Here is a 16628-nt window from a genome sequence, read left to right on the forward strand (position 1 = left end):
CGGCGGGCGGCTGGACCGCGTCCGGACAGCATGTAAGGAGCCGTGGTGCACCCGACCACCTACGACGACCCCGTCGACATCCCGCCGCCGCCGACCGTGGCGGCGCCGGTCAGTCCCGCCCAGGACGCCACCCACCTCGAACGGGCCCTGTTCGAGGTGAAGAAGGTGATCGTCGGCCAGGACCGGCTGGTCGAGCGCATGTTCGTGGCCCTGCTGGCGCGCGGGCACTGCCTGCTGGAGGGCGTACCGGGGGTGGCCAAGACGCTGGCCGTGGAGACGCTCGCGACGGTCGTCGGCGGCTCGTTCGCGCGGGTGCAGTTCACCCCGGACCTGGTGCCCGCCGACATCGTCGGCACCCGGATCTACCGGGCCAGCAGCGAGACGTTCGACGTCGAGCTGGGGCCGGTGTTCGTGAACTTCCTGCTCGCCGACGAGATCAACCGGGCGCCGGCGAAGGTGCAGTCGGCGCTGCTGGAGGTGATGGCCGAGCGGCACGTGTCGCTGGGCGGCCGGACCCATGCCGTACCGGATCCGTTCCTGGTGATGGCGACGCAGAACCCGATCGAGCAGGAGGGGGTGTATCCGCTGCCGGAGGCGCAGCGCGACCGCTTCCTGCTCAAGGTGCTGGTGGGTTACCCGACCGACGTCGAGGAGCGCGAGATCGTGTACCGGATGGGGGTGACGCCGCCGCGCGCGGCCCCCATCCTGACCACCACCGACCTGGTCGGCCTGCAGCAACGGGCCGACCAGGTGTTCGTGCACAACGCCCTGGTCGACTACGCGGTACGGCTCGTGCTGGCCACCCGCGACCCCGGCGAGCACGGCATGCCCGACGTCGCCCGGCTGATCCAGTACGGCGCCAGCCCGCGCGCCTCGCTCGGCCTCGTCCGGGCGACCCGCGCGCTGGCGCTGCTGCGCGGGCGCGACTACGCCCTGCCGCAGGACGTGCAGGACATCGCCCCGGACATCCTGCGCCACCGGCTGGTGCTGTCGTACGACGCGCTCGCCGACGAGGTGCCCGCCGACTACGTGGTCGACCGGGTGCTGTCGGCGGTGCCGCTGCCCGCGGTCGCGCCGCGCCAGCAGGCGACATGACCGGCACGGCCGCCCCGGCCGCGGGCGACACCGGCTCGGCGGCGCTCAGCCGGTTGCAGCTGCTGGTCAACCGGCGCCTGGACGGGCTGCTGCAGGGCGACTACCTGGGGCTGCTGCCGGGGCCGGGCAGCGAGGCGGGGGAGTCGCGGGAGTACCGCACCGGCGACGACGTGCGCCGGATGGACTGGCCGGTCACCGCGCGCACCACGGTCCCGCACGTGCGGCTGACCGTCGCCGACCGGGAGCTGGAGACGTGGCTGGCGCTGGACCTGTCGCCGAGCCTCGACTTCGGCACCGCCCGCCTGCTCAAACGCGACCTGGTGCTGGCCGCCACCGCCGCGATGACGCATCTGACGGTACGGGGCGGCAACCGCGTCGGCGCCGTCATCGCCACCCGCGGCGGCTACCTGGTCCGCCGTCCCGCCCTGCCCGGCCGTCGCGAGGCCCAAGGACTGCTCCGCACCGTCGCACGCCTTATCGAGGCCGCGAACGGCGACCGGCCGGCCGCCGCGACCCGCTCGAGTTGCCAGGCAATCGGGCCAACGGCCTCGCAAGATACGCCCAGTCGCGCGGCGACTCGAGCGGCGGACGGTTTGGCGGGGCTGATCGAGGCGTTGAACAGTCCGCCCCGGCGGCGAGGGCTGGCGGTGGTGGTCTCGGACTTCCTCGATCCGCCGGAGCGGTGGGGCTGGCCGCTGCGCAAGCTGGCGGTACGGCACGAGGTGCTGGCGATCGAGGTGCTGGACCCGTGCGAGCTGGAGCTGCCCGACGCGGGCGTGCTGGAGCTGGTCGATCCGGAGACCGGCCGGCGGCACGAGGTGCAGACCGGCAACGCGCGGCTGCGTGAGCGCTACCGGGTGGCCGCCGCCGCGCAGCGCGAACGGGTGGCCGCCGCGATCCGGGCGGCGGGGGCGCGGCAGGTGCGGCTGCGTACCGACTCGGACTGGCTGCTGGACCTGGTGCGCTTCGTGGCCGCGCAGCGGCACCGCCGGACCGGGGGAGGCAGCCGATGATCACGTTCCTGTCGCCGGGGTGGCTGCTGGCGCTGCTGCCGGTGCTGGGCCTGGCCGCGGCGTACCTGGGGCGGCACCTGCTGCGCCGGTGGCGCCGCGACACCGCGGTGCCGTTCAGCAACCTGGAGCTGCTGCGCTCGCTGGTGCCGCGCGGGCTGGGCTGGCGCCGCCACGTGGCCGCCGGGCTGTTCCTGTTGGGGCTGTTCGCACTGGTCACCGCGCTGGCGCGGCCGTCGGTGCAGACCGAGGAGCCGCTGGAGCGGGCGACCGTGATCCTGGCCATCGACGTGTCACTGTCCATGCAGGCCGACGACGTGGCGCCGACCCGGATCGAGGCGGCGCAGGAGTCGGCCAAGTCGTTCGTGGACGAGCTGCCGGTCTCGTACAACCTGGGGTTGGTGTCTTTCGCGAAGTCGGCCAACGTGCTGGTGGCGCCGACCAAGGACCGGGCGGCGGTACGCGAGGCCGTCGACGGGCTGCAGCTGGCCGAGGCGACCGCGACCGGGGAGGCGGTGTTCACGGCGCTGGACGCGATCCGGTCGGTGCCCGACAACGGCGCCGACGAGCCGCCGCCGGCGCGGATCGTGCTGCTGTCGGACGGGTACCGGACGTACGGGCGCTCGATCGACGAGGCGGCGGCGGCCGCGGTGGAGGCGAACGTGCCGGTCACCACGATCGCGTTCGGCACCGACGCCGGCGTGGTCGACATCGCCGGTCAGCTGCAGCGGGTGCCGGTGGACCGGCAGGCGCTGGCGGGGCTGGCCGAGACGACCGGCGGCTTCTTCTACGAGGCGGCGTCGGCGGCCGAGCTGACCCAGGTGTACCAGGACATGGGCTCGTCCATCGGCTACCGGACCGTGCCGCGCGAGATCGGACAGTGGTTCGGTGCCGCGGCGCTGCTGTGCTGCCTAGGCGCCGGCGCGCTCAGTCTGCTGTGGACCTCGCGCCTGCCCTGAGGTGGCAGGCTGACCGTTTGCCTGGCAATCGGGCGTACCCGGGTGGGTGATACGCCCGATTGCCAGGCAACTGCGGTCGTGCGGCCGCGGCGGCGCTGCCGTGGCGGGGCTCAGCGGATCACTTGCTGAGCAGGATGAACAGGGCGCCTACCCAGGTCGCGGCAAGGGTGAAGCCCAAGGGCGCTACGTAGCGGCTCATGATGAATCTCCGGTGGCTGCTGTCGTTTCGGGGCAACAGAGGGGCACGCGGGTTCAGAGTCATGACCGGGAAAGAACAACTGGCGAAGGCGCGAGGCACGCGGGGCGCCCACCGCAGCGGTCAGGTGGACCGCAGGGCTGGCAGGGGCAAGCGCGTGTCAGTCGGTGGCGCTTCGCAGGACCCGGGCATGACTCGGAGGATCGCTATCTCGCATAGCGATCACCTCCTTAAGCCGGGGTCCGACCGCCGGGGCTCAGTCCCCGACCGCAGCGATCGTACAGCAGCGGCGCGGCGGTCCCGCATCGGCCGACCCGCCATGCCGATGGTGTCCACCCGGTCGGGGTACGCCATCATGGTTTGGAGGTTTCCTCTAAAGATGTTAGTCGGATTTGGTGCTGGGGCCGTACCCGGCAGGCCCTGACCGGCGTCCTAGGCTCAGGCCGAAGACACTGACGCGAGAAGGAGTAACCGTGGCACGCACCGTCCTGGTCACCGGCGGCAACCGGGGTATCGGCCTGGCGATCGCGCAGGCTTTCGTCAAGCAGGGCGACCGGGTGGCGATCACGCACCGGGGCAGCTTCGACCCCGCGCTCGCGCCGGAGATCCTCGGCGTCACCTGCGACGTCACCGACTCCGAGGCGGTCGACGCGGCTTTCACGACGGTCGAGAACGAACTCGGCCCGGTCGAGGTGCTCGTCGCCAACGCGGGCATCACCGACGACACGCTGCTGATGCGCATGTCGGAGGAGCAGTTCACGCGGGTGCTGGACACCAACCTGACCGGCGCCTGGCGCTGCTCGCGCCGCGCCGCCACCAAGATGGTGCGCGGGCGCTGGGGCCGCATGATCTTCATCTCCTCGGTCGTCGGGCTGTACGGCGGCGCGGGCCAGGTCAACTACGCCGCGAGCAAGGCCGGGCTGGTCGGTGTGGCCCGCTCGGTCACCCGCGAACTGGGCTCGCGCAACATCACGGCCAACGTGGTCGCCCCCGGTTTCATCGAGACCGACATGACCGACAAGCTCACGGACGACCGCAAGGCCGAGATCCGCAAGGCCATCCCGGCGGGCCGCATCGCCGCGGTCGACGAGGTCGCGGGCGTGGTCACCTGGCTGGCGAGCGACGCCGCCGGCTACATCACCGGCGCCGTCATCCCGGTCGACGGCGGCCTCGGCATGGGCCACTGACGCCCCGGCCCGCCCGGCCCGGCCCGACCCCATTCCCGTTGATCATGAACTTATGGACGTGTTCGACGGTGTGTCACCACCTTGGTGCCGTGATCAACAACAGATGTGAGTAGAGGAGTAAGAGACGTGCTGCTGGAAGGCAAGCGGATCCTGGTCACTGGGGTGATCACGGAGCAGTCGATCGCGTTCAACGTCGCGAAGCTGGCCCAGGAGCAGGGGGCCACGGTCGTGCTCACCGGCTTCGGGCGGCTGTCGCTGGTCGAGCGGATCGCCAAGCGGCTGCCGCAGGCCGCCCCGGTGATCGAGCTCGACGTGACCAACACCGAGCACCTGACCGGCCTGGCCGACAAGGTGCGCGAGCACGTCGACGGCCTCGACGGCGTGGTCCACTCGATCGGCTTCGCCCCGGCGACCGCGCTGGGCGGGACCTTCCTGGAGACGCCGTGGGAGGACGTGGCCACGGCGGTGCACGTGTCGACGTACTCGTACAAGGCGCTGGCCATGGCCGCGCTGCCGCTGATGCAGCGCGGCGGTTCGGTGGTCGGCCTGACCTTCGACGCCACCGTCGCCTGGCCCGTGTACGACTGGATGGGCGTGGCCAAGGCCGGTCTCGAGTCCACCTCCCGCTACCTGGCGCGCTACCTTGGTGAGCAGGGCATCCGCACCAACCTGGTGTCGGCCGGCCCGCTGCGTACCATGGCCGCCAAGTCGATCCCCGGGTTCAAGGCGTTCGAGGAGTCCTGGTCCGACCGTGCCCCGCTGGGCTGGGACCTCGCCGACACCGAGCCGACCGCCAAGGCCGTGCTCGCCCTGCTGTCCGACTGGTTCCCGGCCACCACCGGCGAGATCATCCACGTCGACGGCGGCTACCACGCCACCGGCGCCTGACCCCGCCTGCCCGCCGCGGGCCCGGCCACCCCACCACGGGCGGCCGGGCCCGCGCCTTTCCGCCGCGCTGATCACGGTGCCGGGGTGGGGTTGTCCACAGGGGCATGGGGGCGGGTGCGGGGCAGGTGGGGCGGGATCTAGGCTTTTCGCATGTATGACGGCTTTTTGCTGCTGTCGTTTGGGGGGCCGGAGCACCCGGATGAGGTGTTGCCGTTTCTGCACAACGTGACTCGGGGTCGGGGGGTGCCGCCGGAGCGGCTGGCTGAGGTGGCTGAGCACTATCAGCGGTTCGGCGGGGTGTCGCCGATCAACGCGCAGTGCCGGGAGCTGGTGGCCGCGATCCGGGGGGACTTCGCGGCCAACGGGGTGGACCTGCCCGTGTACTGGGGGAACCGGAACTGGCGGCCGATGCTGGCCGACACGCTGGCGCAGATGCGCGATCACGGGATCCAGCGGGCGGTCGCGCTGGCGACCAGCGGGTTCGGGTCGTACTCGTCGTGCCGGCAGTATCTGCAGGACATCGCGTCGGCGCGGGCCGCGGTCGGGCCGCGGGCGCCGGTCGTGGACAAGCTGCGGCACTTCCACGACCATCCCGGGTACGTCGAGCCGTTCGCCGACGCGGTCGCGCGGGCGCTGGCGGGCCTGGACGTCGCCGCGCACGCCACCACCCGGCTGGTCTTCACGGCGCACTCGATCCCGGTGTCGATGGCCGAGTCCAGCGGTCCCACCGGCGGCCGGTACGAGGCGCAGCTGCGCGAGACCGCCCGCCTGGTCGCCGCGCGGGGCGCCCCCGGGCTGGCCTGGGACCTGGTGTGGCAGAGCCGCTCCGGCGCCCCGCACATCCCGTGGCTGGAGCCCGACGTCAACGACCACCTCAAGGTGCTGGCCAAGGAGGGGGTGACCCAGGTGGTGGTGAGCCCGATCGGGTTCGTCTCCGACCACCTGGAGGTGCTCTGGGACCTCGACGAGGAGGCGGCGGCGACCGCGCGCCAGCTCGGGCTCGGCTTCGCCCGCGCGGGCACCCCCGGCGCCGATCCGCGCTTCGTCGCGATGGTGCGGGAACTGGTGCTGGAACGGATGGAGCCCGGCACGCAGCCGCGCGCCGCGCTCGGTACCCTCGGTCACTGGGACGTCTGCCCCAGCAACTGCTGCCCGCCGCCCGCACGGGCAGTTCGAGAAAGGTAACCCGATGACCGAGCGCAAGCCGATCGCCGCCTGGCTCACCGATATGGACGGCGTACTGGTGCACGAGGGCGAGCCGGTGCCCGGCGCGCCGGAGTTCATCGGGCGGCTGCGTGCGGCCGGGGTGCCGTTCCTGGTGCTGACCAACAACTCGATCTACACCCCGCGCGACCTCCAGGCCCGGCTGACCCGGCTCGGCTTCGACCTGCCCGAGAGCGCGATCTGGACGTCGGCGCTGGCCACCGCGCAGTTCCTGGCCGACCAGCGGCCCGGCGGTAGCGCGTACGTCATCGGCGAGGCGGGCCTGACCACGGCCATGCACGCGGCGGGCTACATCATGACCGACTTCGACCCCGACTACGTGGTGCTGGGCGAGACCCGCAACTACAGCTTCGAGGCGATCACCACCGCGATCCGGCTGATCAACAAGGGCGCGCGGTTCATCTGCACCAACCCGGACGCGACCGGCCCGTCGAACGAGGGCGCGCTGCCCGCGGCGGGTTCGGTGGCGGCGCTGATCACCAAGGCGACCGGGATCGAGCCGTACTTCGTGGGCAAGCCGAACCCGATGATGATGCGCTCGGCGCTGAACCGGATCGGGGCGCACTCGGAGTCGACCGCGATGATCGGCGACCGGATGGACACCGACGTGCTCTGCGGCCTGGAGGCCGGGCTGCACACCATCCTGGTGCTGACCGGCATCTCCACGAAGTCGGACCTGGAGCGCTACCCGTACCTGCCGTCCCGCGTGGTCAACTCCGTGGCGGACCTGACCGACGAGATCTGACCGACGGGGCCGCCGCCCCCGCCGCCGCCGCCCGTAATAGACGCTGGCCTATCCAGTGGCTTGGCATAGACGCTGGCCTATCCAGAGCACGGATCGTCGGGATCCGTCTTCTAGATAGGCCAGCGTCAATTCAAGGCGGAGCGGGAACGGGGCGGGCCAGGGCAGCTGGGCGGCGTTGTCACGCCCCGAAGGGGGAGTTGCAGGCCGCCACCAGCGCGTTGCGGCAGGCCACGGCCAGCGGCCGCAGGGCCTCGTCCCGCTGCTGCGCCTCGTGGCTGTTCAGCGCCCCGCCCGGGGCGGCCTGCCCGGCCAGCGACAGCACCCGGTCGACGACGCAGGCGCGGGCGTACAGGCGCCGGGCGCGCGGGTCGTACCCCGGCGGCAGGTCCGTCTCCGAGTCCGGCTTGCGCAGCGCCGCCAGCGCCCCGGCCAGCTCGGGGCGCCACTGCGCCACGTCGAGCCGGACCAGTCGGCTGGTCGTCTCGGTCAGCGCGATGCTCAGCGCCCCGTCGGCCTCCCGTACCCCGATCTGGTACCCCGCCGGTGCCTCGGGCAGCTCGAAGGCCCGCCACACCACGGTGGTGAAGCTGACCCCGGAGCCGGACACGTGCTGGCGGGCCTCCGGCACCAGCCCGAGCCTGCTGGCGATGACGCCCTCCCCGGCCAGCAGTGCGTGGCTGGTGAACGGGCCGGGGCCGGGCAGCCCGCGCGGGTCGCCGGGGGCGGGCAGGACCAGCCGGATCTCGTCGGGGTGCAGCTTGGCGAGCACGGGCAGCGCCTCGCGCAGTTCGACCTCTTCCCGCCAGGTGCCGGGCAGGTCGCGTACGTGTTGCTCTTCCTCGGCGGTGAGGTCGTCAACGATCTCGTCAAAGGAGACCAGGCCGGCGCGCCACGCGCGGGCCCAGGTCACCAACCGGGCGGACCGGCGCGCGGTCAGGGTCACCGCTTGCGCTGCGGGGGACATGCCGACCAGCGTACGTGCAGCACCACGGGTTTGTCCCGAACCGGCGCGTCATGCCGCGCGGCCGCTCCGCTGCGGCTAAGGTGCCGACCCATGCGCTACGGCGACGATGTGCTGTCCGGATTCCACCGCAACTCCCCGCGCCGGGTCGTGCCCGAGCACGACGCGGAGCCGGGACTGGTGGTGGAGGACGCCGACAGCGGCTTCTGCGGCGAGATCGTGGGCTTCGAGCACGGCCTGGTGGTGCTGGAGGACCGGCACGGCAAGCGCCGCCTGTTCCCGCTGGAACCGGCCGCCTTCCTGCTGGAGGGCGCCGTGGTCACGCTGCGCCGCCCGAAGCCGTCCGCCGGGGCGGTGGCACCCCGGCGTACCGCCTCGGGCTCGGTCGCGGCGGCGCCGACGCGCGCCCAGGTGGCCCGCGCGAGCCGGATCTGGGTCGAGGGCGTGCACGACGCCGAGCTGCTGGAGCGGATCTGGGGCGACGACCTGCGGGCCGAGGCCGTGGTGGTGGAGCCGCTGCACGGGGTGGACGATCTGGCTGCCGAGGTGCACCGGTTCGCCCCCGGGCCGGGGCGGCGGCTGGGCGTGCTGGTGGACCACCTGGTCACCGGCACGAAGGAGGCGCGGATCGCGGCGGCGGTGGACAGCCGGTACGCGCTGGTGGCCGGGCATCCGTACGTGGACGTGTGGCAGGCGGTGAAGCCGTCCCGGCTGGGCATCGAGGAGTGGCCGGTGGTGCCGCACGGGCAGCCGTGGAAGGAGGGCGTCTGCGCCGCGCTGGGCGTGGACCACCCGGCCCGGTTCTGGCGCCGCCTGCTGGGCCGGGTCAACACCTACCACGACCTGGAGACCCCGCTGGTCAACTCGGTGGAACGCCTCATCGACTTCGTCACCACCCCCGCCGAGGACTGACCCGCCGGTCCCGGTCCCTCAAGATCGCGTTGAAGTTGCCGGGCACTCGGGCGGCCAAGATACGCCCGATTGCCCGGCAACTCGAACCCGGGCCGCGGTCAGGGGCGGCGGGTGTGGAGGAAGGTGGCGATGTCGAGTTCGACCGGGGTGCCGTCGGGGTCGCGGCGGACCCGGAGCAGCTCGCCGTCGTTGCTGCCGCTGTGGCAGCGCCACAGGTCGGCGCCGTCGGTGGTGAAGCGCCACGGCGTCGCGGGCACGGTCACCGGGCTGACGACGAGCTCGCCCGCGACCGCGTCGTAGCGGGCGGCGAACTCGCGCCCCATCCACCACCAGGCGCCTTCCAGCTCGTGCGGCTCGGCGAGCACCGCCGCGCGCCACGGCGCCGGGCGCACCGGCTCGGCGTCCAGTACGCCGCTGAGCAGGCGCTGGTTGAGCTCCGACGTCCTGGTGCCGTGCAGCGTGTACGCGTTGCCGAAGACGACGCTGCCGGTGCGGCTGGGCCGGTGCACGATGAGGTGCGCCTGGTAGCCGGGCATCGAGCCGCCGTGGCCGACGTACACCCGCTCGCCGTGGCGCATCAGCTCCAGGCCGAGGCCGTGCCCGGTGGTCCAGGCGTCGAGATCGCTGATGACGACCGGGGCGCACATCTCGGCCAGCGTCGCCGGGGCGAGGACGTCCGGGTCCGGGTCGGCGAGGAACGCGGCCCATACCGCGAGGTCCTCGACGGTCGACCAGAGCTGCCCGGCGGGGGCCATCGCGCCGGTGTCGGTGCGCGGCTCCTCGCGCAGCACGCCGGTCCAGGGGTGGACGACGTAGCCGCGTACGTACGGCTCGGTCGCGGCGTAGCTGGTGCGGCGCATGCCCAGCGGCTCCAGCAGCCGCTTGGTGACCAGTTCCGGCCAGCTCAGGCCGGTGATGCGCTGGGCGACGCCGCCGAGCAGGCCGTACGCCAGGTTGGAGTAGTGGTAGCTCCGGTGCGGCGGGTAGGCGATCTTGTCCGGGGTCAGCGCCGCCAGCAGGCTGTCCAGGTCGCCGCCGTCGTGCCGCTCCCACCACGGGCCGTCCGGCTCGCGCTGCAGGCCCGACACGTGCCCGAGCAGCTGCCGTAGCGTGATCGCGCTGCCCACCGGCGTGCCGGGCAGGTGCCGGTAGAGCAGGTCGTCCAGGGACAGGTGGCCCTCGTCGCGCAGCTGCAGGAGCAGTACCGCGGTCATGGTCTTGGTGATGGAGCCGATCCGGAACTGGGTGTCGGCGCCGGGCACGGCGCCGGTCGCCGGGTCGGTCCCGGCGGCGGCCAGGTGCAGCGACCGGCCGTCGCGCAGCACGGCCGCGGCCAGGCAGGGGGTACGCCCCTGCGCCTGCGCTCGGGCCACCAGCTCGTCGACGTGGGCCGCGGTATGTGCCAGCAGTGACATGACGTGCTAAACCTCCGGCGGTCAGTGGTGCTCGCCAACCTATCCGGACAACGCCGCCCCGCTGGGTCCGTTACCGCCGTCGGCCCTACGGACGTCTCGATGTGTCCGAACGTACGACCTGATCCACACCCCCCACCACTGGCGCGAACGTGACACGATCAGCACGTGGAAGATTGGATGTGGTGGCTCCTCCTCGCCGCCGCGCTCGTGATCGCAGAGCTGTTCACGATGACCTTCGTGCTGCTGATGATCGCAGCCGGAGCGTTCGCGGCCTCACTGACGGGCCTGGTCGGACTGCAGGGCTGGGTCCAGGGCATCGTTTTCATCGTCGTCTCCACGCTGTCGCTGGTCGTGGTGCGGCCCTGGCTGAAGACCCGCTGGTTCCGGGGCGACGCCGACAACGTCACGATGGGCCTGTCCGCCATCGAAGGCGCCGACGCGCTGGTGGTCGAGCGGGTCGACAGCGAGAACGGCCTCGTGAAGATCGGGGGCGAACTGTGGCGCGCCCGGCCGTACGACGGCACCAAGTCCTATGTCCCGGGTGACCGGGTCCGAGTAGTGAAAGTGGACGGCGCCACGGCGCTGGTCTGGAGGGATTGATGGAACCAATCATCACGGCATTCGTCGCCATCGTGGCGCTGATCGTCCTGATCACCCTGATCAAGATGGTCAAGATCGTGCCGCAGCAGCGCAACGACGTGGTCGAGCGACTGGGCAAGTACAACCGCACGCTGACGCCCGGTCTGAACATCCTGGTGCCGTTCATCGACGCCATCCGTACCAAGGTGGACCTGCGCGAGCAGGTGGTCAGCTTCCCGCCGCAGCCGGTGATCACCTCGGACAACCTGGTGGTCTCGATCGACACCGTGCTGTACTTCAAGGTCATCGACCCGGTGCGCGCCACCTACGAGATCGCCAACTTCCTGCAGGCGATCGAGCAGCTGACCGTCACCACCCTGCGCAACGTCATCGGCTCGATGGACCTGGAGCGGTCGCTGACCAGCCGCGAGGAGGTCAACCGGCAGCTGTCGGCGGTGCTCGACGAGAACACCGGCCGCTGGGGCGTGAAGGTGACCCGCGTCGAGATCAAGGCGATCGAGCCGCCGCCGAGCATCCGCGACTCCATGGAGAAGCAGATGCGCGCCGAGCGTGACCGCCGCGCCGCGATCCTGAACGCCGAGGGCCAAAAGCAGTCGCAGATCCTCACGGCCGAGGGCGAGAAGCAGGCGGCCGTGCTGCGCGCCGACGGTGAGCGCCAGGCCCGCATCCTGCAGGCCGAGGGTCAGGCCAAGGCGATCAAGCTGGTCGTCGACGCGATCCACGTGTCGGCGCCGGACAACAAGGTGATGGCGTGGCAGTACCTGCAGGCGCTGCCGCAGATCGCCGCCGGCGCGTCGAACAAGCTGTGGATCGTCCCGGCCGAGCTCACCCGGGCGCTGGACGGCATCGCCTCCACGTTCGGCGGGCTGGTGCCCGACCCGAGCGCGGCCGCCGCGGCGAAGGACTCGAGTGCCGAGGTCGAGGCCGAGGTGCGGCGGGTGGCCGAGCAGGCCGCCCAGGCGGCCAAGGAGATCGAGATGGAAGCCAGCCGCCTCCCCAAGGAGTGACGGACGGGTTCGACGGCTGAGGGCCGGAGCGCTACGCGCTCCGGCCCTCAGCCGTTCGAGTTGCCAGGCAATCGGGGGGAAGACGGTCCAAGTTACGCGCGATTGCCGGGCAACTTGAATGACCTTGAAACCCCGTCCGGCAGAATCGACACCGTGGAGCTGATCACCGATCCGGGGGACGAGCGCATCGCCGACTACCGGGCGCTGACCGATGTCGAGCTGCGTACCAGGTGGGAGCCCCCGCACGGGCTGTTCATCGCCGAGGGCGAGCTGGTCCTGCGCCGGGCGCTGCGGGCCGGCTACCGCCCGCGCTCGTTCCTGGTCGAGGCCAAGCGCGCCGACCAGGTGGCCGACCTCACCGGCGCACCCGTGTACGGCGCCGACCCGGATGTGCTGGAGCAGGTGACCGGCTTCCACGTGCACCGGGGCGTGCTGGCCAGCTTCCACCGCCGCCCGCTGCCCCCGGCGTCGGAGGTGCTGGCGCAGGCGCGCCGCGTGGTGATCCTCGAGGACATCAACAACCACACGAATCTGGGCGCGATCTTCCGGGGGGTGGCGGCGCTCGGCGTCGACGCCGTGCTGCTGTCGCCGACCTGCGCCGATCCGCTGTACCGGAGAAGTGTGCGGGTCAGCATGGGCGAGGTGTTCGCGATCCCGTACGCGAAGCTGGAGCCCTGGCCGGACGCGCTGTCGCAGGTCCGCGACGCCGGTTACACGATCATGGCGATGACCCCGGCCGAGGACGCCGTGCCGATGCAGCACCTGACCGCGGACCAGCGGATGCGTCCGGCGCTGCTGATGGGTGCCGAGGGGCCCGGCCTCTCCCGGCAGGCGCTGGCCGCCAGCGACCTGCGCGTGAAGCTGCCCATGCGGCGCGGCGTCGACTCGCTGAACGTCGCGGCGGCGACGGCGGTGGCCTGCTGGGAGCTGAGCCGTGAGGACGAACTCGAACCGCGGGGGGCGGGCGCGCACGCGATGCCGGCCGACTCCTACGAGGGCCGCCACGAGGCGGGCGCCGAGATGCCCGCCGGGCGGCACGGGGCCGCACCTGAGGCGGCCGCCGAGGACGCACGGCAGGCGGCCGCCAGGGCGGCCTGGCGCGTGCCGGACGAGGACCGGGCGGAGCGGATCGCGGCGGCCGACGCCGAGCACCTGCTCGCCACGAGGTGGCGGGCCGAGGCCGAGGCCGAGCCGGGGCGCGGGCGGGAGCTGCTGCTCGGCGGCGAGGACCGGGGCTGAGGTGGCCGCTGTCTTCCCGACCGTGCGCGAGGTGATCGCGCTGGATCCGGTCCGGGTGGGTGCGCCGCGCCTGGTGGCGGGGGAGGCCGGGCTGGACCGGCCGGTGCGCTGGGTGCACTCGGCGGAGGTGCCCGACATCGCGACCCTGCTGCGCGGCGGCGAGCTGGTGCTGACCACCGGCATCGGCCTGCCCGCCGACGACGCCGGGGTGCGCGCGTTCGTCAACGACCTGGCCGAGGTGGGCGTGTCCGGCCTGGTGGTGGAGCTGGGGCGGCGGTACACGGCGAGCGTGCCCCGGGTGATGGCGGCCGCCGCGCAGAAGGCGGGCCTGCCGCTGATCGAGCTGCGCCGCCCCACGCCGTTCGTGCGGATCACCGAGGCGGTGCACGCGCTGATCGTGGACGCGCAGCTGGCGGAGCTGCGCGCGACCGAGGAGATCCACCAGCGGTTCACCGAGCTGAGCGTGGAGGGTGCCGAGCCGGCCGAGGTGGTGCACCAGGCGGCGCAGCTGGCGGGCTGCCCGGTGGTGCTGGAGAACCTGGCCCGCCAGGTGCTGGCCTACGACGCGGCCGGGGACCGGGCGGAGCTGCTGCTGGAGAGCTGGGAGCAGCACTCGCGCCGGGTCCGGCCGCAGCAGGCGGGCGCGGGCCGCACCGGTTACGACCCGGACACCGGGTGGCTGGTCACGACCGTGGGCGCGCGGGGGCAGGACTGGGGGCGGCTCATGCTGCGCTGGCCCGCCTCCGGCAGCGAGGGGGACCGGGCCGTCGACGAGGCGGGGGTACGCGACGACGCGGGCGCTCCGGACGCCGTACCCGTCGCATCCGCCGCCCGGCCGCAGCCGCCGACGCGGCTGGTGATCCTGCTGGAGCGCGCCGCATCGACGCTGGCGCTGGGCCGCCTGATCCGGCGCGACGCGGAGGGGCTGGCGCGGCAGCTGCACGCGACGCTGCTGTCGGCGCTGCTGGACCACAGCCTGCCCGTGTCGGAGGTGGCGCTGCGCGCGGGTGCGCTGGGGGTGACGCTGGAGCGGCGCCGCCTGGTCGGCGTGGTGGTACGCCACCGCGAGGAGCCGTTCCCGGCGGGCACCGAGGCGGCGCAGACGCGGCTGCGCGACCTGGCCGACGCGGTGTCCCAGGCGTTGCGGGACGCGAAGCTGTCCGCACTGACCAGCACCATCGACGACCACGCGGTCGGGGCGCTGCTGGCGATCCGGGGCGAGGAGCAGCAGGCGCTGGAGGCGTTCGCGACCGCGCTGCACCGGGGGCGGCCGGAGCTGCTGGTCGCGGCGGGTACCGGGGTGGACAGCCCGCGCGACGCCCGGCGTTCGCTGGTGGAGGCGCGGCAGGTGGCCGAGGCGGCCCGGCACGACCTGGGCGGGGCGCTGGTGCACCGGCTGCCGAACCTGGGCCTGGCCGGGCTGCTGCACCTGCTGCGGGACGAGCCGCGGCTGCAGACGTTCGTGGAGCGGCAGCTCGGGGCGCTGCTGGCCTACGACGACGCGCATCCGAAGGATGTGCTGCTGCCGACGCTGCGGGTGTTCCTGGAGTGCGGGCGCAACAAGTCGATCGCGGCGAGCGCGGCGCACCTGTCCCGCCCGGCGTTCTACGAGCGGCTGGCTCGCATCGAGCGGATTCTCGGAGTAGACCTGGATTCGGTGCAGTCGTGCCTGTCACTGCACGTGGCGCTGCTGGCGAGGGATGCGTTGCGGGACTGAGCCCGTACCTTCGATTCGTAGGTCAACTGTCGGCGACATGTGGTGACGGGTTGACGACCTGTCAGGTCGGCGCGGCGGCACCTGGCAGGATGTAGCTTGATCGGTCGGCGGCGGGCTGACAACGTCGTGGTGACCTGGCGCACAATCGCGGAAACCGTTGAAGGACGTGTCTGCTGATGACCACCGAAGAACTGCTCGCCCGGCACCGCGCGGTGCTCCCGAACTGGATCAACCCGCTCTACGCCGAGCCGATCGAGCTGGTCTCGGGCACCGGCTGCCGGGTAACCGACGCCGACGGACGCACGTACCTTGATTTCTTCGGCGGCGTGCTCACCACGATGATCGGCTACGACATCCCGGAGATCTCCGACGCGGTACGCCGGCAGCTGGACCGGGGCATCGCGCACTCCTCGACGCTGTACCTGATCCGCAAGCAGGTCGAGCTGGCCGAGAAGATCGCCAAGGTGTCGGGCATCCCGAACCCGAAGGTGTTCCTGGCCAACTCCGGCACCGAGGCCAACGACACCGCGCTGCTGCTGGCGACCCAGTTCCGGCGCAGCAACCAGATCCTGGCGATGCGCAACAGCTACCACGGCCGCAGCTTCGCCGCGCTCGGCGTGACCGGGCAGCGCAGCTGGTCGGCGACGTCGCTGTCGCCGGTCAACGTCAGCTACCTGCACTCCGGCGACCGGCTGCGCGGCGTGTTCGCGGGCCTGCCCGACGCCGAGTACATCCGGCGCGCCGTGGCCGACCTGCGCGAGGTGCTGGCGACCACCACCGCCGGGGACGTGGCCTGCCTGATCGCCGAGCCGATCCAGGGCGTCGGCGGCTTCGTCGCCCCGCCCGACGGCTACTTCGCCGCGGTCAAGGAGGTCCTCGACGAGTACGGCATCCTCTGGGTCTCCGACGAGGTGCAGACCGGCTGGGGCCGTACCGGCGAGCACTTCTGGGGCTACCAGGCGCACGACGCCGTACCGGACATGCTGACCTTCGCCAAGGGCGTCGGCAACGGCTTCGCGCTGGGCGGCGTGGTCGCCCGCGCCGAGGTGATGGACTGCCTGGGCGCGATCTCGTTCAACACCTTCGGCGGCAACCCGGTCAGCGCCTCGGCCGGGTCGGCGGTGCTGGACTACGTGCTCGACCACGATCTCCAGGCCAACGCGGCCCGGCTGGGCGACCTGCTGCACGCGGGGCTGCGCGGGCTGCACAGCCCGATCGTGGCCGAGGTGCGCGGCAAGGGCCTGATGCTGGCCCTGGAGTTCGTCCGGCCCGGCACCCTGGACCCGGCCCCGGAGCTGGCGCTGAGGGTGCTGGAGGAGACCAAGGCCAACGGCCTGCTGGTGGGCAAGGGCGGCCTCTACGGCAACGTGATCCGGATGGGTCCGCCGCTGACCCTGTCCGAGGCCGAGGCCAAGGAGGGCCTGGACATCCTGGCCGGCGCCATCGCCGCCGCGCAGCGCCAGGCCTGAGGGG

General features: G+C 72.5%; 14 protein-coding genes and 1 pseudogene. 13 read left to right on the forward strand and 2 right to left on the reverse strand.

Features of this window, described 5'->3' with window-relative positions:
* Nucleotides 1-78 precede the first annotated feature (78 nt).
* The 7 genes from QEZ54_RS32780 to QEZ54_RS32810 all read left to right on the forward strand — a co-directional run bounded on the left by QEZ54_RS32780 (nucleotide 79) and on the right by QEZ54_RS32810 (nucleotide 7304).
* Nucleotides 79-1095 (forward strand): MoxR family ATPase, encoded by a 1017-nt coding sequence (locus QEZ54_RS32780; protein WP_281308664.1) that lies wholly within the window; start codon nucleotides 79-81, stop codon nucleotides 1093-1095.
* Nucleotides 1092-2108 (forward strand): DUF58 domain-containing protein, encoded by a 1017-nt coding sequence (locus tag QEZ54_RS32785; protein ID WP_281308642.1) that lies wholly within the window; start codon nucleotides 1092-1094, stop codon nucleotides 2106-2108. Before QEZ54_RS32780 ends, QEZ54_RS32785 begins: the two co-directional genes overlap by 4 nt.
* Complete coding sequence (locus QEZ54_RS32790) at nucleotides 2105-3064, forward strand: VWA domain-containing protein (RefSeq protein ID WP_281308643.1); 960 nt, start codon at nucleotides 2105-2107, stop codon at nucleotides 3062-3064. The genes QEZ54_RS32785 and QEZ54_RS32790 overlap by 4 nt, the downstream gene beginning before the upstream one ends.
* Nucleotides 3065-3733: 669 nt before the next feature.
* A complete protein-coding gene (gene fabG, locus QEZ54_RS32795) occupies nucleotides 3734-4447 on the forward strand; it encodes a 3-oxoacyl-ACP reductase FabG (RefSeq protein ID WP_281308644.1) in 714 nt (237 codons plus the stop codon).
* A gap of 126 nt (nucleotides 4448-4573) precedes the next feature.
* A complete protein-coding gene (gene fabI / locus QEZ54_RS32800; RefSeq protein WP_281308645.1) occupies nucleotides 4574-5335 on the forward strand; it encodes an enoyl-ACP reductase FabI in 762 nt (253 codons plus the stop codon).
* Nucleotides 5336-5485: 150 nt separating this feature from the next.
* Nucleotides 5486-6520, forward strand: coding sequence for a ferrochelatase (locus tag QEZ54_RS32805; protein ID WP_281308646.1), 1035 nt, complete (start codon nucleotides 5486-5488; stop codon nucleotides 6518-6520).
* Nucleotides 6521-6524: 4 nt separating this feature from the next.
* A complete protein-coding gene (locus QEZ54_RS32810; RefSeq protein ID WP_281308647.1) occupies nucleotides 6525-7304 on the forward strand; it encodes an HAD-IIA family hydrolase in 780 nt (259 codons plus the stop codon).
* Nucleotides 7305-7482: 178 nt separating this feature from the next.
* Here QEZ54_RS32810 and QEZ54_RS32815 read toward each other — a convergent pair whose 3' ends face one another.
* Nucleotides 7483-8268 (reverse strand): hypothetical protein, encoded by a 786-nt coding sequence (locus QEZ54_RS32815; RefSeq protein WP_281308648.1) that lies wholly within the window; start codon nucleotides 8266-8268, stop codon nucleotides 7483-7485.
* Nucleotides 8269-8358: 90 nt separating this feature from the next.
* On the opposite strand from QEZ54_RS32815, the gene QEZ54_RS32820 reads away from it, so the two are divergent.
* Nucleotides 8359-9177, forward strand: a complete 819-nt coding sequence (locus QEZ54_RS32820) for a DUF3097 domain-containing protein (RefSeq protein ID WP_281308649.1) — start codon at nucleotides 8359-8361, stop codon at nucleotides 9175-9177.
* Nucleotides 9178-9275: 98 nt separating this feature from the next.
* Here the strand turns inward: QEZ54_RS32820 and QEZ54_RS32825 are convergent, their stop codons facing one another.
* Nucleotides 9276-10592 (reverse strand): serine hydrolase domain-containing protein, encoded by a 1317-nt coding sequence (locus QEZ54_RS32825; protein ID WP_281308650.1) that lies wholly within the window; start codon nucleotides 10590-10592, stop codon nucleotides 9276-9278.
* Nucleotides 10593-10757: 165 nt separating this feature from the next.
* Here QEZ54_RS32825 and QEZ54_RS32830 point away from each other — a divergent pair, with 165 nt between their 5' ends.
* The 5 genes and pseudogenes from QEZ54_RS32830 to QEZ54_RS32850 all read left to right on the forward strand — a co-directional run bounded on the left by QEZ54_RS32830 (nucleotide 10758) and on the right by QEZ54_RS32850 (nucleotide 16624).
* Nucleotides 10758-11192 carry an NfeD family protein gene (locus QEZ54_RS32830; RefSeq protein WP_281308651.1) on the forward strand — a complete coding sequence of 145 codons (435 nt, stop codon included), beginning with the start codon at nucleotides 10758-10760 and terminating at the stop codon, nucleotides 11190-11192.
* Nucleotides 11192-12199, forward strand: a complete 1008-nt coding sequence (locus QEZ54_RS32835; protein ID WP_348650598.1) for an SPFH domain-containing protein — start codon at nucleotides 11192-11194, stop codon at nucleotides 12197-12199. Before QEZ54_RS32830 ends, QEZ54_RS32835 begins: the two co-directional genes overlap by 1 nt.
* Nucleotides 12200-12352: 153 nt before the next feature.
* Nucleotides 12353-13147 (forward strand): annotated as a pseudogene (locus QEZ54_RS32840) (RNA methyltransferase); the annotation flags it as partial.
* Between the two features lie 292 nt (nucleotides 13148-13439).
* The gene (locus tag QEZ54_RS32845; RefSeq protein ID WP_281308652.1) at nucleotides 13440-15155 is read left to right on the forward strand and encodes a PucR family transcriptional regulator ligand-binding domain-containing protein; all 1716 of its coding nucleotides are present in this window, start codon (nucleotides 13440-13442) and stop codon (nucleotides 15153-15155) included.
* 176 nt (nucleotides 15156-15331) lie between these two features.
* Nucleotides 15332-16624 (forward strand): aspartate aminotransferase family protein, encoded by a 1293-nt coding sequence (locus tag QEZ54_RS32850; RefSeq protein WP_281308653.1) that lies wholly within the window; start codon nucleotides 15332-15334, stop codon nucleotides 16622-16624.
* Nucleotides 16625-16628 lie beyond the last annotated feature (4 nt).

This window comes from Catellatospora sp. KI3 (genome assembly GCF_029948125.1).
Classification (GTDB): Bacteria; Actinomycetota; Actinomycetes; order Mycobacteriales; family Micromonosporaceae; genus Catellatospora.

Coding starts and splice junctions, on each gene's coding strand:
- QEZ54_RS32785 (WP_281308642.1), top strand. CDS start 1,092: ATGACCGGCACGGCCGCCCCGGCCGCGGGCGACACCGGCTCGGCGGCG.
- QEZ54_RS32790 (WP_281308643.1), top strand. CDS start 2,105: ATGATCACGTTCCTGTCGCCGGGGTGGCTGCTGGCGCTGCTGCCGGTG.
- QEZ54_RS32805 (WP_281308646.1), top strand. CDS start 5,486: ATGTATGACGGCTTTTTGCTGCTGTCGTTTGGGGGGCCGGAGCACCCG.
- QEZ54_RS32810 (WP_281308647.1), top strand. CDS start 6,525: ATGACCGAGCGCAAGCCGATCGCCGCCTGGCTCACCGATATGGACGGC.
- QEZ54_RS32815 (WP_281308648.1), bottom strand. CDS start 8,268: ATGTCCCCCGCAGCGCAAGCGGTGACCCTGACCGCGCGCCGGTCCGCC.
- QEZ54_RS32820 (WP_281308649.1), top strand. CDS start 8,359: ATGCGCTACGGCGACGATGTGCTGTCCGGATTCCACCGCAACTCCCCG.
- QEZ54_RS32825 (WP_281308650.1), bottom strand. CDS start 10,592: ATGTCACTGCTGGCACATACCGCGGCCCACGTCGACGAGCTGGTGGCC.
- QEZ54_RS32835 (WP_348650598.1), top strand. CDS start 11,192: ATGGAACCAATCATCACGGCATTCGTCGCCATCGTGGCGCTGATCGTC.
- QEZ54_RS32850 (WP_281308653.1), top strand. CDS start 15,332: ATGACCACCGAAGAACTGCTCGCCCGGCACCGCGCGGTGCTCCCGAAC.